Raw genomic sequence first — 20,319 nt, forward strand, 5'->3', positions numbered from 1 at the left:
AAATTGTTTGAATACTCGTTGTTAAAATGGGAGGTCGTCCTCTGTTTTCTTATAGCTTGTTCCTGTGGTGGCTTGTACAGTTTCTGTTCTCCTGCTACCTCCGTGCAGTTTGATTTGGGAGGTGTGAAAATTCAGTCCTGCGTGTGCTTCTCCGTCATTGCCTGTCCACGCTCTTGCGGTTACCCTGCCCGATAATTCCACCAACGAGCCTTTTGTTAGGATTTTGGCAACATTGGGCGTTATCCAATAGGAGCAATCGAAATAGGTTGTCTGCTCTATGCGTTCGCCCTGTTTGTTACGGTAGCTGTCGTTGATTGCTACTGAAAAGTTTACTACTTGTTTTTGCTGTGACGTTGTGCGTACCTCTGCATCTCTCGTCAATCGTCCTGTGATGTTCATAATTTCTATTTTTTGCGTTATTGATTTTGTTCTGATTTTATTTTTTTTGATTTATTCGGTAATGAGAGGAGGTGCTGAAGTTTCGTTTCTCTTTTACCATTTCTAATGCTGTATTTTTTCATTTCTGACATTTTTTTTATTCGTTTAAAGAGCCGGAGTATGCTTTGTTTCGTTTCACGAGCATAAAAGGTTCGTGTTTAGCAACAGCAAGGTTTTGACAAAAAATACGACCCGAATGGGTGGAGATTTTTTGGCAAACCCGCAGGGCTTGACCTTGATGCTGCGTTAAGAACACGGAAATACCTTTGCTCTTGAAATGGGACAAAACAGCATACTGGCTCTTGGATAAAAGCCTATGTGGAAGCCAATGGAAAAGGCATTAAGAAATGGTCTATATGATTATAAAACCAGCATTTATCTGGCAGAATTCTTAACCATTTTAAGTGTTTGTGGCTATGAAAGCCACCAAAAGGATATTGGAAAATATTGCTTGGGATTTGCCCTGAATTTTTCGATATTTTTTTCAGTATATCCAACAAAGCTCTTTTATGCGAAGGGCTTGAGTAAAGAAAATAAATGTGCTTTGGGGATAAAAAGTGTGGGGATAAAAAGTGTGGGGATAAAAAAAGCAGAACCGTTAAGTTCTGCTTCTAAATCTTACCTAAAGGATTATAAAATCTATCCAACAACAAGCTCTTCCTTAATAGCTAAAAATGCACGTTCCATAGATTGAAATTTATCTGAAACCAAATCCATATCCTTACTGATTTTTTGGCTGGTAATTTTAGCATAAATCTGTGTGGTAGAAATGTTTTTATGCCCCATCATTTTGCTAAGGCTTTCAAGTGGAACACCCTCGGTCAGAAACATTGTTCCGAAAGTATGCCTGGCTGTATGAAAACCAATTTTATGCTCTGGAAAAACCTCTGCCTGCCCTGCAACCTTGCGGATATGGGTGTTGCAAGTAGCATTAGATGGTATAGGGAAAACAAGTTCATTCCTCATAACACCCACGTATTTATTAATTATTCTTTTAGGTATTTCAAGCAAACGCACATTTGATGCAATGTCTGATTTTTTACGCCTGCTTATGATCCATTGATGCCCGTCAAAGAATGATTGGATATTGCTTCGCTTTAACTTCTTAATATCGGCATAAGATAAACCTGTAAAGCAACTGAATACAAATAAATCCCGGACCAAGTCAAACCTTGCATCTACTTTATGAACCATAATCTTCTCCACATCTTCTTTCAGCAGATAACCCCGATCTTTCTCGTTCATCGTAATCTCGTAATCTTCGAAAGGATTTTTTCTGATTAGTCCTTTTTTAATAGCAAGCTCTACCATTCGGATGACAGGCATCGTATAAACCCATACGGTATTATGCGTACATTCCTTATCTACACGCAGAAAGAAGTCGAACTCACGAATAAAATCTGGTGTAAGTTCTCTGAAAGCCATATCGGGTCTGTAATAACGCAATTGGATAAACTCAGCTAAGTGTCTATAAACAATATCATATTTCGCATAAGTGCTTGCAGAACGTTGTTCTTTATCGACCATTTTTTTAAAGTCGCCATTGTGATCTGCAAAAACAGTAAGAATTGTATCGGCCATAACACCGATACCTAAAAAGGAAATCTTTAGTTTTTGTGCCGTAACGAAACCTTCATCTTTAAACATTTCATCATAATGCTGGTCTATGCGCAATCTTATTTTATCCAATTTAAGGTTGATTGCCAATGCTTGGGTACTCTTGCCTAAAACCCTACCGTGTTTTAAATCCCATATTTTAGGATCTATTTCTAATTTTGTACTGAAAGATGTTGGTTTACCATCAACGGTAATACGCCCCATAATTGCAACTGTTCCATTCTTCTTCGGTTCATTTTTCTTTAGGTAGAAAAGTAGTTTGAACGTGGATTTTTTTGTCTTCTCCATAACTCAAAAATTTAATGTTTAAAATTAACTTTCATTGAGTTACAAGTAAATATGAAAAATGATGCAAATAACTGAAGTATAAACGGTTATAGTATTTTATTTAGGTATTAACCAGTAACGATTTAGTAACCTAACCTTGTCATTTCAAGCCCAAAAACTAAAGTACACAGTCTTCCAACTTTGTACTACCACTTTATAAACCACTATATAGTAACGGTTTTCGCCGTTTTGCTTACTTTTGCTTTTTATTAATTCTTTTTAACAAAAAAAGCCAATAATAATTCCGTTTTTAGCATGCTGGACAAAGTGCAGCGTTTGAAAATATGACTTGTGGGATTATTTGTTCATATCAATTTAACATTTAACTTTGTAGGATGCAATTTACTGCCAAGCAGATAAGCGACTTTTTAAGTGGAACAGTTGAAGGAGATGAAACCGCCGTGGTTTCTGAACTTTCAAAAATAGAGGATGGAAAGAAAGGGACCTTATGTTTTCTGTCGAACCCTAAGTACGAACATTATATATATTCGACAAATGCTTCCGTAGTAATTGTCAGTCTGGATTTTGCGCCAGCCCATAAGTTAAGTTGTACGCTTGTCCGGGTTAAGGATCCTTATAGCGCTTTTTCGGTATTACTCGAGAAATACAATGAGGCGCTGACCATGGTTAGTGAGAAAAGCGGGATAGAACAGCCTTCTTTTGTACACCCATCGGCTACTATCGGTAAAAATGTATTTATTGGTGCATTCGCCTATGTTTCTGAAAATGTAGTCATTGGCGATAACACGAAAGTTTTCCCCCAGGTATTTATTGGTGCTGATACAGTAATCGGCTCAAACGGCTTTTTTCATCCAGGGGTGAAAATATATAATCGTTCTGTGATCGGCAATCGTGTAATTATTCACTCTAATACAGTGATTGGCAGCGATGGTTTCGGATTTGCACCTCAACCTGACGGTAGTTACAGTAAGATTCCGCAAATTGGAAACGTAGTTATTGAAGATGACGTTGAGATTGGTTCGAATACGACAGTCGACCGGGCAACAATGGGTTCTACCTTTATCCGTAAAGGTGTTAAGCTGGACAACCTGATTCAGGTTGCACATAACGTAGAAATAGGTGAAAACACAGTTGTAGCCGCACAAGCGGGTATTTCTGGCAGTACCAAGGTAGGGGAGCGTTCTGTCGTCGGCGGACAGGTAGGAATTGCAGGCCATTTATCACTTGCGAAAGGAACTCAATTGGGTGCCCAGGCGGGGGTTAATTTTAGTATTAGTGAGGAAAACAAACAATGGCATGGTTCTCCTGCACAGCCACTCCGTAACTGGATGAGAGCATCTGTACTCTTCAGGCATCTTCCGGATATGGAAAAGAGAATCGCAAAGCTGGAAACAAGCTTGAATACCACGCCCCAATCATAGTAATAAAAGAACTACACAAAACAATAATGAACGTTAAACAAAAAACCATTAAAAGCGAAGTTTCTGTAAAGGGCGTAGGTCTGCATACAGGAGCTAATGTCACTTTGACTTTTTGTCCGGCACCTGAAAATCACGGGTTCAAATTCCAGCGAACGGATCTTCCTGGAGAACCGATCGTAGATGCAGACTGCGATAATGTTACGGACACGGCAAGAGGTACGACAATTAGCCAGAATGGAGCAAGTATCAGTACAGTAGAGCATGTAATGGCATCTCTGGTGGGTATGGATCTGGATAATGTGCTGATGAAGCTTGATGGGCCTGAAACGCCGATTATGGATGGCAGCGCTATTCTTTTTGTAGAGGCTTTGGAAAGAGCCGGAATAATCGCGCAAAGTGTAGATCGTGAATACTTCCAGATTCCGCACAATATTATTTATACAGAAGCAGAACGTAAGGTAGAAATCGTAGCTATGCCGCTTGATGATTACAGGTTTACCTGTATGATTGATTATAATTCACCTGTACTTGGGAGTCAGCATGCAGTGATTCCAAGTATTGCAGAATTTAAGAACGAAATCGCATCCTGCCGGACCTTTTGTTTCCTGCATGAGCTTGAATATCAGCTGCAGAATAATCTGATCAAAGGCGGCGACTTAAATAACGCTATCGTTATCGTAGATAAAGAAGTGACCAGGGAAGAACTGGATCACCTGGCTAAAATATTTCACAGGGAAAAAATTGATGTAGCTCCTCAGGGTGTCCTGAATAATATGGAACTGCGTTATCAGAATGAACCTGCAAGACATAAATTATTAGATATGATCGGTGATCTTGCCCTTGTGGGGATGCACCTGAAAGGTCATATTATGGCTGCCCGTCCGGGACACGCAGCTAATGTTGCCTTTGCTAAAAAGATTAAAGCAGCAATTAAAAAAGAAAAAAACAAAAAAGTGCAGCACGTTTATGATCCTGGGGTGAAACCTTTGTATGACGTGGTTCAGATCATGGATATTCTGCCACACAGACAACCCTTTCTATTTATCGATAAGATCCTCGAACTTTCAAAGACACACGTAGTCGGCGTAAAAAACGTTACTATGAATGAAGAGTTTTTTAAGGGGCATTTTCCTGGCGCTCCGGTTTTACCGGGCGTAATTCAGATCGAAGCTATGGCACAAACGGGTGGAATCCTGGTGCTCAGCACTGTTCCTGATCCAAGAAACTACCTGACTTATTTCCTTAAAATAGATAAAGTACGTTTCCGTGCCCAGGTACTACCTGGAGATACTATCGTTTTCAGATGCGATCTGATGGAGCCAATCCGCAGGGGTATCGCGCAAATGAAAGGTGTCGGAATGGTGGGTGAGAAAGTTGTTGTGGAAGCCGAAATGATGGCACAAATTTCAAAAGTTAAAGAAAGCGAACGCGTATCATGATACAACCCTTAGCCTATATACATCCGGATGCAAAAATCGGTAAAAATGTAACCATTGAACCTTTTTCTGTGATTCACAAAGACGTTGTGATCGGAGACGGAACATGGATTGCGTCAAATGTCGTCATCATGGATGGTGCGCGGATAGGAAAAAACTGTAATATTTTTCCAGGATCTGTAATTTCCGGTGTTCCTCAGGATTTAAAGTTCGCAGGTGAAGTTACAACTGCGGAGATTGGTGATTATACCACTATCCGAGAATGTGTAACGATTAATCGTGGAACTAAAGATAAATGGAAGACTGTAATCGGGAGTCACTGCCTGATTCAGGCTTATAGCCATATTGCGCATGATTGCGAAGTTGGTGATTACTGTATTTTCTCTAACAGTACGACTCTGGCAGGCCATATTACTATCGGTAGCCACGTGGTTCTTGCCGGGCTGGTTGCTATTCATCAGTTTGTTAAAGTAGGTTCACATGCCTTTATTACCGGTGGTTCACTGGTACGTAAAGATGTGCCTCCTTATGTTAAAGCCGCAAGGGAACCACTTTCGTATGCAGGTATCAATTCTGTAGGACTTAGAAGAAGAGGGTTTTCGTCTGAGAAGATCAACGAAATCCAGGAGATTTACAGGGTTCTTTTCGTAAAGCACAATAATGTAACTAAAGCACTTGATAAAATTGAGGCTGAATTCGCACCTACAGAGATCAGGGATGAGATCGTTGATTTTATCCGTAATTCTAACAGGGGTGTGATGAAAGGTTTCGGTTCCGGTAGCTAAGCATGGATATTAAGCTATCGGCAGCGGGCAGAAGGTTTAACCAGGAGTGGATATTCAGAGATATCAGCTATACGTTTGCTGGTGGTCAGAAATACGCCATTCTGGGTCCAAATGGTTCAGGTAAATCGACTTTACTTAGCCTGATTCTTGGTAATCTGTCTCCGTCCGAAGGTGAGGTTTCTTATTCCGCAGATGGTATTGCTATCCCGGAAGCCGAATGGTATCGTCAAAGTAGCTTTGCTGCACCCTATTTAGATCTGGTTGAGGAGTTCACCCTACAGGAGACAATTGCGTTTCATTTCAAGTTTAAAGATCTCATTCCGGGTCTCAATTTGAGGGCTGTTCTGGATCTCCTGGGATTGAGCCGTTCGGAAGACAAAGCTCTTAAATATTTCTCTTCTGGAATGAAGCAAAGAACGAAACTGGCGCTGGCTTGCTGTACAGATGCTCCTTTGCTATTGCTTGACGAACCGACCTCTAATCTTGATGTTCAGGGTGTGAGTTGGTATCAGGACCTCATTGCGCAGTTTGCAGCAAAAAAGATGGTGATCATTGGGTCAAATCAGGAGAATGAGTATAAATTTTGCGATCATCACCTGCAGATTTCTGATTATAAATAGCTGTATTAGGGGTCAAATTGCAAGACAAATGTCATGTTAGAGCACCCAAATGCATTTAAAAGAATATTTAAATATTAGTATTGTAGAATTCATAATTTGTCTTTACCTTTGCGGCACGAAATGGCGCTAAAGATTGTAAGCTTAAATTTCAATTAAAATGGCAAAAGCATCAGAAGTAAAAAGTGGTAATATTTTGCGTTTCAATGGTGAGTTAGTACAGGTCGAAGAGTTTCTTCACCGTACGCCCGGAAACCTGAGAGCTTTTTACCAGGCTAAGATGCGGAATATCAAAACAGGGAAACTTGTTGAATATAGATTCCGTACTGATGAAGAAGTATCTATTTGCCGCGTTGAAACCAGTGACTATCAATATCTGTATGAAGATGGAGAATTTCTGGTGGTAATGGATAACACTTCTTTTGAACAGTTTAACATACCCAGAACGTTGTTCGGAGAATCTGTTAAATTTTTGAAAGAAGGAATGAATGTAATCATCGCATTTGAAAGTGAGGAGCCGATTATGGCGCAGACACCTTCTCATGTAGAGCTGGAAATTACCTATACGGAACCAGCTGTCAAAGGTGATACTTCAACAAACGCATTGAAATATGCAACTGTTGAGACGGGTGTGGAGATTAAAGTCCCCATGTTTATTAATCAGGGCGATAAAATTCGTGTTGATACCCGCACAAGTGAATATGTTGAAAGAGTAAAGTAAGAATTTTCATAGTTTAGTTTTAGGTTTAGGTTGATTTTGGCTTCGGAGTGGTTCCCGAAGCCATATTTTTTTTAGGCCATTTCTGTTTATCTTTGAGTATGGCACTTAAATCTTTGATCAGAAAGCAGGAATTGCTGCGTCGAAAAACGCTGAACCCCGAAAATATTCGCCTGCTCAATGAAAAACTGCTTGAACAATTCTGCAGACTGGATTTTTCAGGGATCCACACCATTCATCTTTTTTTGCCGATTGAAGATAAAAATGAACCCGATACCTTCCTTTTTATTGACTGGCTTCAGCTTGAGCATCCTAAAATTAAGATAGTAATCCCGCGGGCAGATTTTGAAACTTTTTTGATGACACACCATGTTTTTGCCGGGAGGGAAATGCTTCAGAAAAATAAGTTTCAGATTTGGGAACCTATAGACGACCAGGAATACTCAGCAGAAATTGATCTTGTCTTAGTGCCTTTGCTCGCAGTAGATGTGCATGGTTATCGCGTAGGATATGGAAAGGGATTCTATGATCGTTTTCTGGAGACTTCCGGAGCCCTTAAAGTTGGGGTCTCATTTTTTGCACCTGAAGGAGAAATCAGCGACGTGCATGAAAATGATATCCGGCTGGATTGTTGCCTTACGCCGGATACCATTGTTTATTTTTAAGCTTTTAGCTTGTTTAATTGTTATGTTTTGCTTTCCAGCTCGAGTAAAACCGGACAATGATCAGAATGGATAGCGTCGGGTAGAATACGTACATTTTTAAGTCTTTCCAGCATCGGTGGGGTAGTAAGGTGGTAATCAATACGCCAACCGAGGTTCTTCGCTCTTGATCCGGCTCGGTAGCTCCACCAGGTATAATGATGGGGATCTTTATTGAAATGACGGAAAGTGTCGGTCAGACCACTGCCAACGAGTAAATCCATCCATGCTCTTTCTTCTGGTAAAAACCCGGAAGATTTCGCATTTGACTTCGGGTTATGAATATCAATTGCCGAGTGACAGATGTTATAGTCCCCGGAAATGATCAGGTTCGGATGCGTAAGGCGCAGATTGGTGATGTATTGCTCAAAAAAATCCATGAAAACATACTTTTTAGCCTGTCTCTCATCACCGGACGATCCAGACGGCAAATACACGCTCATCAATGAAAAGTCTTCGAAATCGGCTCTTAAAATGCGGCCTTCTTTATCAATCCATTCCTCTCCGCAACCGTATTCAACGTGGAGCGGTTTGATCTTCGTTAGTAATGCAACACCGCTGTATCCTTTTTTTTCTGCACAGAACCAGTAATGATGATATCCCAGGCTTTCAATCAGGGCTATAATCTCCGGGATTTGTTCCGGCATTGCTTTTACCTCCTGCAAACAAACCATATCTGCATCTGTGGATTGCAGCCAGCCGAAAAAATTCTTGGTGGAAGCAGAACGTATTCCGTTCACATTATAAGTGATTATCTTCATTTTATAGGTTATTTTAAAGATTAAAAGCTATTGGCTTAATTTCTGGCGAACGTTTCATAGTCCGTTCCAGCTTTCTTGCCTGTCTTCTTTTTAATAGGCTTACCTGCATTTCCTGATTAGACACAGGTCTGTTATTTGGTCCCGTCTGACAGGCTGCGATCTTATCCAGCACGGCTATACCCGTAATAATTTCACCATATACAGTATAATTTCTATCCAGATGAGGCGTTCCGCCTACGGTCTGATAGATTTCACGTTGGTATGCGGGGATTTTAAATTTTAAACGGCCGTTCTCCAGGCTGTCCAGCCCTGCCGGGTTGAATATCTTACCTTGTACAAGGTAAAACTGACAACCACTTGATGCTTTTGCCGGATTGTTGTCTCTTGCCGCAGCAAGGACTCCTTTTTTATGGAAGAGGCTGTCTCTGAATTCTGCATCAACCGTGTATCCTGTATCTCCCTCGCCTAATTCGGCTTCTGGCTTTGCTGCTTTGGAGTCAGGATCTCCACCCTGAATCATAAATCCGGCTATTACCCGGTGGAACAAGGTTCCGTTATAGAACCCGCTTTTAGCCAGTTTTACCATATTGTCCCTGTGTTTTGGCGTGCTGTTATAAAGCATGATGATAATTTCGCCATCTGCGGTATTAATCCTGATGTACTGGTGAACTGGTTTTGCAGCGTAAGCCTGTCCAAGCAAACAGCAGAGTAAAAAGGTATAGATGTATTTCATAAAGGCCTTGAAATTTTAACGAATTTACAGCTGAATGGAGGGGAATACAAATTATTAGTCATTTTATATGTCCCTGCAATGACTATAACCTTAACCTGATGGGTTTAAAGCTAATTAGCTTATTTGGAATTACTCGTTATATCCCCTACATTTGCATATCATGAAACTGAGACAAAAAATAGCCATGGGTTTATGTGCCTTTTACCTGATTAGCGTAATTGGTATAGCCCTTAGCCTGCATTTCTGCGGGGGTGATCTTGCTGCTGTCCAGTTTACTGCAAAGGAACACTGTAAAGGTTGTAAGGCCTCAGAGAAGCCTGATCAAACTAATACCTGCTGTAAAAATACAGCGGTTGATGCGAAGATTAAAGACAGCCATGAATCCGGAGTTAAAGTTAGCCTGCCTAAAAATTATGGCGTAACTTTATTCCTTGCACCATTTCTTTCAGAAATGATTCGTGCAGTATTACCAGTATTATTTAGTGGAAAGGCAGATAAAGTACCCCCTTTATCCAGTAGAGTTTCTCTGTATGCCTATAATTGTGTATTCCGGAATTAGACCAGGAATATTTTGCTTGTTAAGGTTCCTTTTCTGAACCTCTCTTTCAATTCAATTATTTAAACTGTCAGGACTTTAAGTCTGAACTTATACCGTCGTTTTCTCACGTCAAAAACTGGTCGGATATAGGCTAAATCCAGATTTTGTAACCCAGACAGGATCATTCTAAAAAATATACAGATGAAACTTATCGCATATGCAATAGCTGCTTCGGCATTATTATTTACAGGTTTAAAAACTTCAGCACAAGAAATTTCAAAAGCTGAACTGCAAGTTAACGGTTTAACATGCTCTATGTGCTCCAGGGCAACTGAAACTTCTTTGAAAAGCCTGAGTTTTATTGAAGATATTACTCCGGACCTGAACCGGAATGTATTTGTCATCAATTTTAAAAAGGATCAGGACGTAAACCTGGATCAAATTAAAAATAAAGTTCAGGATGCGGGCTTCTCTATCGGAGATCTTTCTGCTACCATCCATTTCAATCAGACAGCAATAGATGAAAAGGGGCTTGCTCAGCTCGATGGAACAGTATTCAGGATTGTCAATGCAAAAAGTAAAACCCTGAATGGTCCGGTGGTTGTAAAGGTACTGGATAAAGACTTTATTTCTTCCTCTGCATTCCGTAAAAAAGCTGCTCAGCTTAAAGTAGACAGTTATGCTACGGGAAAAGAAGTTATCCAGGGTAAAGAAACCAGGGTTTATCACCTGAGTATTTAAGTCGCAGAGATGAGGAAATTATTGTTTGTTGCAGTAGGAATGTTGCTGCTTTTTCAAACCGGGCTGCGCGCACAGGAGCTTTATGTTTTTACGGAACCTGCGAGTAATATGGCCGCCAAATCTATCGGTATAAGGGTTACCCAGGAGGGTTCTTTTAACAGCAGGGCAAACCGAACTATGCCTGAACTCATGCTAAGCTTTAATAAAAAGCTGATGGTTCACGGTCAGGCATTTTTGTCGGACATGGATAACCGGTACAGGCTCGAGGGAGGAAGTCTTTATGGTAAATATCGTTTTCTTTCTATTGATGATGCGCAGCAGCACTTCAGGGCTGCTGCTTTTGGAAGATTGAGTACCAGTAAAAGAAAGGTTTATACCGAAGATATTAACCTCGAAGGGGACAATAGTGGTGTCCAGGGAGGTTTGATCTTTACACAGTTACTTCACAAACTGGCACTTTCAGCGACAGTAAGTTATACAAAGGCGTTTGATCTGGGCGAACTGCGGGGAAATACAAATCTTCCGGTTGCCAGCCAGATGCTGGGCTATAGCCTGTCTTCTGGTTATCTGATGCTACCTTTTGTCTACAAAAACTATAATCAGCCGAACTTTAACCTGTATTTCGAAATGTTGGGTAAAACCAATCCGGAAACCGGACATTCTTATCTTGACCTGGCCCCTGCGTTGCAGGTTATCCTGAATAGCCGGACAAGAATAGATCTGGGTTACCGCTTTGAAGTAGCCGGTAAAATGGACAACCGCTTTACTAAAAACATGTTCCTGGTTCGTGCTGAGTTTAACTTTTTTAATGCTTTAAAATAAAATAGAAATGAAAAAATCACTGGTAATTTGTTTTGCGCTGTTATTAAGCGCTTTTATGCAGCCTGTAATGGCTCAGAAATCCGAAGTTCAAACGAAGTTCAATGTTGTTCTCCAACAGTATTATGTACTAAAAAATGCACTTGCGAAAGACGACGCGCCTGCAGCATCAGTGGCAGCGTCTAAGCTACAGGAGGTAATTAAAGAGGTCCCGCATACTGGGTTTTCTTCCGACGCCCAACATCAACTATGGATGAAAGAATCAGCTCCAGCTGTAAAAAGTGCAGGAGAAATTGCCGGATCGAAAGACCTGAAAGAGCAGCGTAAAAGTTTTATGGGCGTAAGTGAACCAATGCTTGCGTTGGTTAAGGGGCTGAAATTGAATAATGACGCAGTTTACGTTCAGTTTTGTCCGATGGGTAAATATACTTGGCTTAATGAGGTCAAAGCTGTACAGAATCCATATTATGGAAGTGCTATGTACGACTGTGGTTCAGTTACCGCTACATTGAAGTAATGTATTTCTTATCATAGATCAATCTGGCGGGACTTTATTGGCCGTAGCTTTGCGGGTATTAAAATAAACCCTATCATTATGAAAAAGTTATTCTTATTTTTTGTGGCGCTTAGCCTTAGTGCAGCAACTTTCGCACAAACTAAATGGACCACCGACCCGATGCATTCCTTCGTTAATTTCGAAGTAAGACATATGGGAATATCATTTGTTAATGGTGCGTTTCACAAGTTTTCAGGAACTATCGAAGCATCAAAAGCAGACCTTACAGATGCTAAGATCAATTTCACTGTAGATGTGAACAGTATCAGTACTACTGTAGAGATGCGTGATAAGCACTTAAAATCTGACGATTTCTTTAATGCCGAAAAATATCCTGAAATGACTTTCGTAAGTACGTCTTTCAAAAAATTGAAAGATAATAACTACGAGCTTAATGGTAAACTGACAATCCGTGATGTAACCAAAGACGTTAAATTTAATGTTGTTTATGGCGGAACAGCTAAAAATCAGCAAGGTGGAACGATCGCTGGATTTCAAGCTAGTACAACTATAGACCGTACTGCATTTAACATTAAGTACGATCCGACTGGAATGGCTGTAGCAAAGGATATTAAAATTAATCTAAATCTTGAGTTTGCACAAGCTAAATAAGCTTTTTGAATAACCTCAAAAGGGGGATGGAGAAGCTTTTAAGTTTTTCCATCCCCCTTTTTCATTTATGACATACCTTTAATCATGGCTAATCTTTCAACAATCCGTCAAATGAATGCCAGCCTGCCGGTACAGGACCTTTTAATGCCTGTTCTTTTTATCGGACATGGTTCTCCGATGAACGGCATAGAAACCAATGCTTTTAGTAATTCCTGGGCTGAATTGGGAAGAACGATACCGGTACCAAAAGCCGTTATTGTGGTCTCCGCACATTGGTTTACTAATGGTACTGCAGTTACTGCAATGGACTTTCCTCAGACTATTCATGACTTCGGGGGATTTCCGCAAGCGTTATTTGATTTACAGTATCCTGCCCCCGGCGATCCTGCGCTTGCTGTTGAGACGGCAGGGTTAATTTCTAGTACAAAAGTAGAGCTCGATCATGATTGGGGCCTGGACCATGGTGCCTGGACAGTTTTACAGCACATGTTTCCTCTGGCTGATATTCCTATTCTGCAGCTCAGTATTGATTACAGAAAAGATCCAAGAGCACATTATGAGATGGCTGCAGAATTGGTTGCACTGCGCAGAAAAGGAGTTTTGATTATGGGCAGTGGAAATATGGTGCACAATCTACGCATGATGAATTGGAGTATGATTGATGGTGGCGGATATGACTGGGCACTGGATATAAATGAGCAGTTTAAACAGTTGATTATGAATGGAGACCACCGCCCGCTCATGGCCTATCAGCAGCTCGGTAAAGCCGCAATGCTCGCTATACCCACTCCGGAACATTATCTGCCTTTACTTTATGCGCTTGGTTTGCAGTTACCGCAGGATCAGGTAAGTTTATTCAATGACCAAGCTGTAGGTGGCTCGTTAACGATGACTTCCGTCCGAATCGGATAGACTGTAACATTTATAAAACCTTTCTCTTCAGCGTTATTGCAGGCCATTTTTCTACTAAATTGCAGGCATAACCTAAACTGATGAAGAAATTTTACTTGTTTTTCTTACTGGGTACTACTGCAGCTTCTGCGCAGCAAACTCAGCCACTGACAGTGGACTATATTATGCGGGACCAGAAATGGCTCGGAACAGCTCCTTCCAATTATCGGTGGTCCGGTGATAGTAAAGCAGTCTATTTTGACTGGAATCCGGAAAATAAAGAGAAAGATGAACTGTATAAAGTACAGATCGGATCTACGCAGCCAGTCAAGGCCGACCTCAAAGTAGCTGACGCAGCTATTCAGCTCGAATATACCTACAATTCAGACCGATCACTCGGATTAGTCGAGCAAGGAGGGGATCTTTACCTGCTTGAAGTTAAAAACGGGCGTAAAGTTCGCCTTACGCAGACAGTAGAAAGAGAATCCAATGCAGCGTTTCTTACAAATGGTTCTGTAGCCTTCCAGAGAGGGGATAATTTATTTGTTTTAAATCATCGTACCGGGGAATTAAAGCAACTGACAAATTTTGTCAGGAACAAAAAAGGAGAAGCAAAAACAGCCGCAGATAGTCAGGATGGATGGTTAAAAAAAGATCAGCTGGAATTATTTGACGTATTAAAAAAGCAAAAGAAAGCTGAACCATTTGGCTTTAGAGCAGCATTGATTCCGGAAAAACCTTTGCGTGCAATTGATTTGAAAGACGCAGCTTTAAATGGACTGGTTGTTAGCCCGGATGCACGTTTCATAACTTACAGGTTGGTGAGCATGCCGGAGAAAGGCCATCAGACCATTGTCCCTGCTTTTGTTACTGAATCGGGTTATACAACAGATATTCCCGGCAGAACCAAGGTTGGGGAACCTCTTCCTGTATACACTCCTTACGTCTATGACAGGGAGCGTGACACGGTTTACCAGATTCAGACTGCACAAATACCCGGAATAAAGGATCTGCCTGATTATCTGAAAGATTATCCGGAGAAGCTGGAAGCCGCCAAACGTAAAAATGCAGACAGAGCTATTAATATATTCGGGCCCTTCTGGAATCAGAAAGGGAATACTGCTGTTATAGCAGCGAGATCACAGGACAACAAAGATTTCTGGATTCTGAAACTAGATGCTGCTACGGGACAACTGAGCCTGGTAGACAGACAGCGGGACGAAGCATGGATTGCGGGTCCTGGAATTGGTGCGAGAGGGATTTTCTGGATCGATAATCAAAAAATAGCTTTCCAGAGTGAGGCTAGTGGATATTCGCATATTTACATTTCTGATGTGGCTGCGGGAACTAAAAAGCAACTCACAAATGGTAAATGGGAAGTGAAAAACCTGCAGTTATCTGCTGATGCAAAAACACTTTATTTTTCCGGTAATATTGAGCATCCGGGGATTTCACATTTCTATAAAATTGGTGTGCAGGGGGGAGAGCCGGTCCGGATTACCAGTATGAAAGGCGGTAATGAGGTTACGCTTTCACCTGATGAAAAATGGCTTGCCATCAATTATTCCTATATGAATAAACCATGGGAACTGTACGTTCAGGAAAATAAACCAGGTGCTCAGGCACGTCAGGTGACGGCTTCTACTTCAGCAGAATTTAAAGCCTATCAATGGAAAGAGCCGGAAATGGTGTCGTTTAAAAACCGTTATGGCGATGATGTATATGCACGCATATATCCTGCTGTTAAACCGCACCCTAACCGTCCGGCAGTTGTCTTTGTGCATGGTGCCGGTTATCTGCAGAATGTACACTATTGGTGGAGCCAGTATTCCAGAGAATATATGTTCCATAATCTGCTGGCTGATCAGGGATATACAGTAATAGATATTGACTATACCGGGAGTGCTGGATACGGCAGAAATCATCGTACGGGCATTTACCGCCATATGGGTGGAAAGGATCTTACCGATCAGGCAGACGGCGTTAAATTACTGGTAGAAAAATACAATGTCAATCCTGCGCATGTAGGCCTTTATGGTGGTTCATACGGCGGCTTTATTACACTGATGGCGCTATTTAATGAGTCTGATGTCTTTGCTTCCGGTGCTGCACTGCGTTCGGTTACAGATTGGGCACATTATAACCATGGCTATACCGCAAATATTCTGAATGAGCCGGCTAACGACCCGATTGCCTATAAACAGAGTTCCCCAATTTATTTTGCTGACAAGTTAAAAGGCAATTTATTGATGGCGCATGGTATGGTAGACGTGAACGTTCATTTTCAGGATATTGTACGTTTGAGCCAGCGTTTTATCGAGCTGGGTAAGAACAATTGGGAGCTAGCGGTTTACCCAGTTGAAGACCATGGATTTGTACAGCCTTCGAGTTGGACAGATGAGTACAAGCGAATCTTTAAATTATTTGAAACGACGCTTAAAAAGTAGTTTTATGGGCTTAATAGGCCGCTGGTATACATATAGTTTTTGTCTATCTGTCTATCAATATTAAGTATCTGTAAAGTCCTGAATACGGTTGATAAATCCCATTTATTGACGTATTTTTGTGCAACGAAAAAAAAGAATATTATGATTAACATAGGTGAAAAATTCCCGGCATTTTCAAAACCGGCTGTTGTAAGTTTAGAAAAAGGAAAAGAATTCGAAACATTAACTTCTGATGCATTAGTAAATGAGAATAACCAGTGGACTTGTATGTTCTGGTGGCCAAAAGATTTTACATTTGTTTGCCCTACTGAGATCGCTGAATTCAATGCGAACTACGGTGAGTTCCGTGACCGTGACACTACGCTGATCGGTGCTTCTACTGATTCAGAAAATGTTCACTTAGCGTGGAGAAATAACCATGATGATTTACGTGGTTTGAAATTCCCAATGCTGGCTGATACTTCAAAATCTTTAGCTGAAGCACTTGATATTTTAGAGCCAACTGAAAAAATTGCTTACCGTGCTACTTTCATCATTGACCCACAGGGTATTGTCCGTTGGGCTAGTGTTAACGATTTAAGCGTTGGTCGTAATGTAAAAGAAGTTATCCGTGTGCTGGATGCTTTGCAAACTGACGAACTTTGCCCATGCAACTGGGAAAAAGGTGAAGCGACTTTAACTGTTTAATTAATTTTGATTCAAAAAGCCCCTGTAAATGCTTTTTGCAGGGGCTTTTCTGTACCCTATAATTTGAAAAATAATGTCTGAAATAACTGAAACTGTACAAGAGCTGCTGGCTATTGTCGGCCTGCCAGCTGAATATAGAAATGAGAGCTTAACCTTGCTTGAAAAAGGTAACTCCAGATATGTAAGGGACCTGAAACTCAATTTCAGCAGTACTTTAACTTCTGCCCATCTGTCGGAAAAAGAATGTGGTTTAGTCGCATTAAGTATCGCAGTGAACAATAATAACAAAGTTCTTATTGATTTCTTTGAGCAATATTCAATTTCCAAAGATGCTACTCCTGAGGAAATAGCTGAAGCAGCAGGCTGCGCTTCTTTACTGGCACTAAATAACGTGTTTTATCGTTTCCGTCACTTTACAGGGAAAGAAAAATATACACAGATCCCTGCACGCGTACGCATGCAGTTAATGAGTAGCCCGGTAACAGGTAAAGAGTTCTTTGAACTGATGAGCCTGGCGGTGTCAGCGGTAAATGGATGTGAAATGTGTGTGAATGCTCACGAAAACTCTATCCTGCATTTAGGCGCATCTGAAGAGCGTGTATTTGATGCAGTACGCATCGCCTCGATCGTAACTTCAGCCGGAAAAGTTATTTATTAAGGCTAAGTCTTAGCTGGCCGCGGTCTGAAATACAAATCTGTATCGAAAAAGCCCTTTCTGCTACTGCAGTGCCCCAAAAAGTGTCTAACATTTTGGGGCACTGCAGTAGCAGAAAGGGCTTTTGATTTTGTCTTTGCTATGCAGAGTTTCTGCCTGCATTGACAATACCATAAACGGTTCTGATTGCCAGTTTCTCATAAGCTGCTGTAGAAGCTGTTGCTTCTTCCTGCAGTTTTTCAAGTGCATAATGCTGTATGAGTACCAGTGGAAGTACAATTTTCTCCCTGACCGCGATAGAGCGCTTCTCAACAGGGTAATTCTCCATCAAAGTCTGATGGCCTGCCAGTTTTAGTAACATGGCTTTAGAGCGCTCATATTCTTCGTGAAGCATAGTCCAGAAGGCTCCGAATTCCGGGTCTTTGGCAAAATGCGCTGTAATGGAGAAGTCAGACTTGCTCATCGACATCATACAGTTATCTATAATGGTCTTGAAATACCCGCTTTCCTGATAGGTCCGCGTTATTTGATCCCAGTTGCCGGCGTCTTCCTGATTTTTTAAAGCTGTTCCGATCCCATAAAAACCAGGGACATTTTGTTTAAGTTGCCCCCAAGCAGTTACGAAGCTGATTGCGCGTAGATCTTCCAGCCTTAACTTCTCTCCTGAACTCCGTTTTACCGGTCTGCTGCTGATGGTGATCTTGGACAGCAGGCTTAATGGAGAGTAACGTTCGAGGTAAGTAAGGAATAAAGGATGCTGACGTAAAGCCACAAATGATTCAAAACTGTCATCAGCCATTTGGTCAAGTACATCTTTATGTTCGGGATCAAGCAGAATATTATGTTTTTCTCTTAGCCCCGATGATATACCGGCGTTAACAAGCTGGCTGATATTAAATCCTGCACTGTCAATAGAGCCATACTGAGAACTGATAGTCTGCCCCTGGATGGTTAACTGCAAGTGATTGTTTGCTATTTCTTTACCCATAGAAGCATAGAAACGGTGTGTTTTACCTCCGCCTCTCGATGGAGGTCCTCCTCGGCCGTCAAAGAAGGCCAGTTTAACGTTATGCTGTTCTGAAACTGTTGTTAATGCAACCTTGGCATTAAAGATTGACCAGTTGGCCATCAGGTAACCTCCGTCTTTTGTACTATCTGAGAAGCCCAGCATAATCTGTTGCTGATTACCTCTTCTGGCAAGGTGCTCCTGATAGAATGGATGCTTATAAAGTGTTTCCATAATGGCAGGTGCATCCTTCAGGTCATGCACGGTTTCAAAAAGCGGTACAAAGTCGATGTCCAGATCTTCCACTGTCCAACCGTTCCAAAGGAATAATTCAATTAGCTGCAGGATATCTGAAGCCTGCTGGCAGTTACTGATAATAAAGCGGTGACAGGCCAGTGGTCCGTTCTGCTGCTGAATGGTGCGGATATCCGTAATCGTATCCAGCGTATCGCTAATTAGCGGTGCTGTGTCTTCACCATGGTGTATTTTCGCACTTTTAAAAGATAAGTGACCGATTTTCTCGTCCTCTGAGAGTTCATCATAATTTTCCGGGAACAATGACAGGATCGGTTTATGCTGACGGCACCAGGCGTGTACATCACGAAGTACCCGGCTATCTTGTCTGATGTCAAGAGAAGCGAAGTAACTGCCATATAAAGCGACCTTACGCAGCAGGTCATCTACCAGATCAGCGAATAGCCCGTCATGAAATTCTAACAGTGTGTCTTTTATATCCTGTAATCCCGCCGCAAGTTCTGCAGAGATATCTTTTGGTTCGATCGCGGGATCGAATGCATTTTTGTAGAGTACATCCTGTATCTGATGTATTTTTTCTTCTACACCACGAAACGTAATACGGCGTTTCAGTTTCCTGAAATCCCTGTAGTAACAGCGGAAAAGAACCTGACGTAACATGCGTGTCACTTCGCGGGTATCTTTAGCCTGCACGTTGGGGTTGCCATCTCGATCACCACCGGGCCAGAAACCCATTTCTATGACCTTTTTGCTCGGTATCTGAATTTCTTCCAGCGCACTGTCTATTTCGGACTGGATATTTGCAGCAGCGAAATAGAACACATTTTCCAGATACCAGGTTAAGCTAAGTGCTTCATCTACTGGTGTCGGAGATTTTTTATTGAAAAATGGGGTCTTACCCAATTGTTGCAACAGCTGGTTGATACTATCAATATCATTCGTTTTGATGGCTGTGGTGAGGTCGGTAATAATAGAGAGTACACTGCCCGGATAAAACTGAGTAGGATGTGCAGTTAATACCAGCCGAAGTGAAAAATCTTCGATAAGTTTCGCTGTGCGGTCATGCAGTTCTGTATTGAATGCACTTTTACGGAGCAGCGAACTTAGTGAACCCTGGTCTTCCGCTGTATTCAGTTTTTGGAAAGAAGCATCTTCTACTGCATCAAAGAGTACCACCTGACGTTCTATATACTGTATAAAACGGAATAACAGGTCATTTACATCTGTTGCGGAGCTGGCTTGCGTATATTTTTCAAAGAAAGCAGTGATAATTTCGGCTGGTGTCTGATGTTGTTTGACTCCATCTTCACAATACTTAATGAAAAGCGGTAGAAGAGTTCCTGTATCCTTGACCTTATAAAAGGGCAAAGTAAGGAACAGGCTGTTGTACAATTCAAATCTTGATACAACTTCATTATTAAATATGGCCTCTTTCTGGCTAGTCACTTTCTGTTTCTGCGTCATATTAAGCTTTATTTTTGGGAGCTTAATCTAAGGAAAATGACTGGAAGATCTATAGAATAAATTTTAAAATAAAATTATTTTGCCAAACTAAGTATTTACTATAAATTGCTTCCGTTAAGGTTTAGCATATTTA

21 protein-coding genes are annotated in these 20,319 nt (G+C 41.3%); 16 read left to right on the forward strand and 5 right to left on the reverse strand.

Annotation, left to right across the window (positions count from 1 at the left end):
• Nucleotides 1-21: 21 nt before the first annotated feature.
• Nucleotides 22-399 carry a single-stranded DNA-binding protein gene (locus tag BLR53_RS14525; protein WP_074590753.1) on the reverse strand — a complete coding sequence of 126 codons (378 nt, stop codon included), beginning with the start codon at nt 397-399 and terminating at the stop codon, nt 22-24.
• Between the two features lie 367 nt (nt 400-766).
• Here BLR53_RS14525 and BLR53_RS14530 point away from each other — a divergent pair, with 367 nt between their 5' ends.
• Entirely contained in the window at nt 767-1,132 is a 366-nt protein-coding gene (locus BLR53_RS14530) for a hypothetical protein (RefSeq protein WP_074590756.1), read from the forward strand.
• Here BLR53_RS14530 and BLR53_RS14535 read toward each other — a convergent pair.
• Nucleotides 1,078-2,343: a site-specific integrase gene (locus BLR53_RS14535; RefSeq protein ID WP_074590758.1), complete on the reverse strand. Its 1,266-nt coding sequence runs from the start codon at nt 2,341-2,343 to the stop codon at nt 1,078-1,080. The two genes, BLR53_RS14530 and BLR53_RS14535, sit on opposite strands and share 55 nt — an antisense overlap.
• A 374-nt stretch (nt 2,344-2,717) precedes the next feature.
• Between BLR53_RS14535 and lpxD the strand changes: the two genes are divergently transcribed.
• From lpxD to BLR53_RS14565, 6 genes are all read left to right on the forward strand, one after another.
• On the forward strand, nt 2,718-3,764 hold the full coding sequence (lpxD, locus tag BLR53_RS14540) for a UDP-3-O-(3-hydroxymyristoyl)glucosamine N-acyltransferase (protein ID WP_037441209.1): 1,047 nt from the start codon (nt 2,718-2,720) through the stop codon (nt 3,762-3,764).
• 26 nt (nt 3,765-3,790) lie between these two features.
• Nucleotides 3,791-5,203 (forward strand): bifunctional UDP-3-O-[3-hydroxymyristoyl] N-acetylglucosamine deacetylase/3-hydroxyacyl-ACP dehydratase, encoded by a 1,413-nt coding sequence (locus BLR53_RS14545; RefSeq protein ID WP_074590760.1) that lies wholly within the window; start codon nt 3,791-3,793, stop codon nt 5,201-5,203.
• Nucleotides 5,200-5,985 (forward strand): acyl-ACP--UDP-N-acetylglucosamine O-acyltransferase, encoded by a 786-nt coding sequence (gene lpxA / locus BLR53_RS14550; RefSeq protein ID WP_037441211.1) that lies wholly within the window; start codon nt 5,200-5,202, stop codon nt 5,983-5,985. The genes BLR53_RS14545 and lpxA overlap by 4 nt, the downstream gene beginning before the upstream one ends.
• A gap of 2 nt (nt 5,986-5,987) precedes the next feature.
• Complete coding sequence (locus BLR53_RS14555; protein ID WP_037441212.1) at nt 5,988-6,605, forward strand: ABC transporter ATP-binding protein; 618 nt, start codon at nt 5,988-5,990, stop codon at nt 6,603-6,605.
• 157 nt (nt 6,606-6,762) lie between these two features.
• Complete coding sequence (gene efp / locus BLR53_RS14560) at nt 6,763-7,323, forward strand: elongation factor P (RefSeq protein WP_074590763.1); 561 nt, start codon at nt 6,763-6,765, stop codon at nt 7,321-7,323.
• 98 nt (nt 7,324-7,421) lie between these two features.
• On the forward strand, nt 7,422-7,985 hold the full coding sequence (locus BLR53_RS14565; protein WP_037441214.1) for a 5-formyltetrahydrofolate cyclo-ligase: 564 nt from the start codon (nt 7,422-7,424) through the stop codon (nt 7,983-7,985).
• 20 nt (nt 7,986-8,005) lie between these two features.
• Here BLR53_RS14565 and BLR53_RS14570 read toward each other — a convergent pair whose 3' ends face one another.
• Both BLR53_RS14570 and BLR53_RS14575 read right to left on the reverse strand, forming a co-directional pair.
• Nucleotides 8,006-8,782, reverse strand: coding sequence for an exodeoxyribonuclease III (locus BLR53_RS14570; RefSeq protein WP_037441401.1), 777 nt, complete (start codon nt 8,780-8,782; stop codon nt 8,006-8,008).
• A gap of 13 nt (nt 8,783-8,795) precedes the next feature.
• Complete coding sequence (locus BLR53_RS14575; RefSeq protein ID WP_074590765.1) at nt 8,796-9,515, reverse strand: peptidylprolyl isomerase; 720 nt, start codon at nt 9,513-9,515, stop codon at nt 8,796-8,798.
• A 160-nt stretch (nt 9,516-9,675) separates the two neighbouring features.
• On the opposite strand from BLR53_RS14575, the gene BLR53_RS14580 reads away from it, so the two are divergent.
• The 9 genes from BLR53_RS14580 to BLR53_RS14620 all read left to right on the forward strand — a co-directional run bounded on the left by BLR53_RS14580 (nt 9,676) and on the right by BLR53_RS14620 (nt 17,464).
• On the forward strand, nt 9,676-10,074 hold the full coding sequence (locus tag BLR53_RS14580; protein WP_074590767.1) for an HYC_CC_PP family protein: 399 nt from the start codon (nt 9,676-9,678) through the stop codon (nt 10,072-10,074).
• 180 nt (nt 10,075-10,254) lie between these two features.
• Complete coding sequence (locus BLR53_RS14585; RefSeq protein WP_037441223.1) at nt 10,255-10,794, forward strand: heavy-metal-associated domain-containing protein; 540 nt, start codon at nt 10,255-10,257, stop codon at nt 10,792-10,794.
• 9 nt (nt 10,795-10,803) lie between these two features.
• The gene (locus BLR53_RS14590) at nt 10,804-11,616 is read left to right on the forward strand and encodes a hypothetical protein (RefSeq protein WP_074590769.1); all 813 of its coding nucleotides are present in this window, start codon (nt 10,804-10,806) and stop codon (nt 11,614-11,616) included.
• A gap of 7 nt (nt 11,617-11,623) precedes the next feature.
• Nucleotides 11,624-12,130: a DUF3347 domain-containing protein gene (locus tag BLR53_RS14595; RefSeq protein ID WP_037441228.1), complete on the forward strand. Its 507-nt coding sequence runs from the start codon at nt 11,624-11,626 to the stop codon at nt 12,128-12,130.
• Nucleotides 12,131-12,208: 78 nt separating this feature from the next.
• On the forward strand, nt 12,209-12,781 hold the full coding sequence (locus BLR53_RS14600) for a YceI family protein (RefSeq protein ID WP_037441229.1): 573 nt from the start codon (nt 12,209-12,211) through the stop codon (nt 12,779-12,781).
• Between the two features lie 84 nt (nt 12,782-12,865).
• Nucleotides 12,866-13,693, forward strand: a complete 828-nt coding sequence (gene ygiD, locus BLR53_RS14605; RefSeq protein ID WP_037441231.1) for a 4,5-DOPA-extradiol-dioxygenase — start codon at nt 12,866-12,868, stop codon at nt 13,691-13,693.
• Nucleotides 13,694-13,773: 80 nt separating this feature from the next.
• Nucleotides 13,774-16,119 (forward strand): S9 family peptidase, encoded by a 2,346-nt coding sequence (locus BLR53_RS14610; protein WP_074590771.1) that lies wholly within the window; start codon nt 13,774-13,776, stop codon nt 16,117-16,119.
• 141 nt (nt 16,120-16,260) lie between these two features.
• Entirely contained in the window at nt 16,261-16,806 is a 546-nt protein-coding gene (locus tag BLR53_RS14615; RefSeq protein ID WP_037441235.1) for a peroxiredoxin, read from the forward strand.
• A 73-nt stretch (nt 16,807-16,879) separates the two neighbouring features.
• Entirely contained in the window at nt 16,880-17,464 is a 585-nt protein-coding gene (locus BLR53_RS14620) for a carboxymuconolactone decarboxylase family protein (RefSeq protein ID WP_074590774.1), read from the forward strand.
• Nucleotides 17,465-17,600: 136 nt separating this feature from the next.
• Here the strand turns inward: BLR53_RS14620 and BLR53_RS14625 are convergent, their stop codons facing one another.
• The gene (locus tag BLR53_RS14625; RefSeq protein ID WP_074590777.1) at nt 17,601-20,186 is read right to left on the reverse strand and encodes a phosphoenolpyruvate carboxylase; all 2,586 of its coding nucleotides are present in this window, start codon (nt 20,184-20,186) and stop codon (nt 17,601-17,603) included.
• Nucleotides 20,187-20,319 lie beyond the last annotated feature (133 nt).

Origin of the sequence: Pedobacter antarcticus (assembly GCF_900103515.1) — a bacterium.
Classification (GTDB): domain Bacteria; phylum Bacteroidota; class Bacteroidia; order Sphingobacteriales; family Sphingobacteriaceae; genus Pedobacter; species Pedobacter antarcticus.

Bases quoted from the DNA above. Each gene is read 5' to 3' on its own strand.
- BLR53_RS14525 (WP_074590753.1), bottom strand. From the start codon at position 399: ATGAACATCACAGGACGATTGACGAGAGATGCAGAGGTACGCACAACG.
- BLR53_RS14530 (WP_074590756.1), top strand. From the start codon at position 767: ATGGAAAAGGCATTAAGAAATGGTCTATATGATTATAAAACCAGCATT.
- BLR53_RS14535 (WP_074590758.1), bottom strand. From the start codon at position 2,343: ATGGAGAAGACAAAAAAATCCACGTTCAAACTACTTTTCTACCTAAAG.
- lpxD (WP_037441209.1), top strand. From the start codon at position 2,718: ATGCAATTTACTGCCAAGCAGATAAGCGACTTTTTAAGTGGAACAGTT.
- BLR53_RS14545 (WP_074590760.1), top strand. From the start codon at position 3,791: ATGAACGTTAAACAAAAAACCATTAAAAGCGAAGTTTCTGTAAAGGGC.
- lpxA (WP_037441211.1), top strand. From the start codon at position 5,200: ATGATACAACCCTTAGCCTATATACATCCGGATGCAAAAATCGGTAAA.
- BLR53_RS14555 (WP_037441212.1), top strand. From the start codon at position 5,988: ATGGATATTAAGCTATCGGCAGCGGGCAGAAGGTTTAACCAGGAGTGG.
- efp (WP_074590763.1), top strand. From the start codon at position 6,763: ATGGCAAAAGCATCAGAAGTAAAAAGTGGTAATATTTTGCGTTTCAAT.
- BLR53_RS14565 (WP_037441214.1), top strand. From the start codon at position 7,422: ATGGCACTTAAATCTTTGATCAGAAAGCAGGAATTGCTGCGTCGAAAA.
- BLR53_RS14570 (WP_037441401.1), bottom strand. From the start codon at position 8,782: ATGAAGATAATCACTTATAATGTGAACGGAATACGTTCTGCTTCCACC.
- BLR53_RS14575 (WP_074590765.1), bottom strand. From the start codon at position 9,515: ATGAAATACATCTATACCTTTTTACTCTGCTGTTTGCTTGGACAGGCT.
- BLR53_RS14580 (WP_074590767.1), top strand. From the start codon at position 9,676: ATGAAACTGAGACAAAAAATAGCCATGGGTTTATGTGCCTTTTACCTG.
- BLR53_RS14585 (WP_037441223.1), top strand. From the start codon at position 10,255: ATGAAACTTATCGCATATGCAATAGCTGCTTCGGCATTATTATTTACA.
- BLR53_RS14590 (WP_074590769.1), top strand. From the start codon at position 10,804: ATGAGGAAATTATTGTTTGTTGCAGTAGGAATGTTGCTGCTTTTTCAA.
- BLR53_RS14595 (WP_037441228.1), top strand. From the start codon at position 11,624: ATGAAAAAATCACTGGTAATTTGTTTTGCGCTGTTATTAAGCGCTTTT.
- BLR53_RS14600 (WP_037441229.1), top strand. From the start codon at position 12,209: ATGAAAAAGTTATTCTTATTTTTTGTGGCGCTTAGCCTTAGTGCAGCA.
- ygiD (WP_037441231.1), top strand. From the start codon at position 12,866: ATGGCTAATCTTTCAACAATCCGTCAAATGAATGCCAGCCTGCCGGTA.
- BLR53_RS14610 (WP_074590771.1), top strand. From the start codon at position 13,774: ATGAAGAAATTTTACTTGTTTTTCTTACTGGGTACTACTGCAGCTTCT.
- BLR53_RS14615 (WP_037441235.1), top strand. From the start codon at position 16,261: ATGATTAACATAGGTGAAAAATTCCCGGCATTTTCAAAACCGGCTGTT.
- BLR53_RS14620 (WP_074590774.1), top strand. From the start codon at position 16,880: ATGTCTGAAATAACTGAAACTGTACAAGAGCTGCTGGCTATTGTCGGC.
- BLR53_RS14625 (WP_074590777.1), bottom strand. From the start codon at position 20,186: ATGACGCAGAAACAGAAAGTGACTAGCCAGAAAGAGGCCATATTTAAT.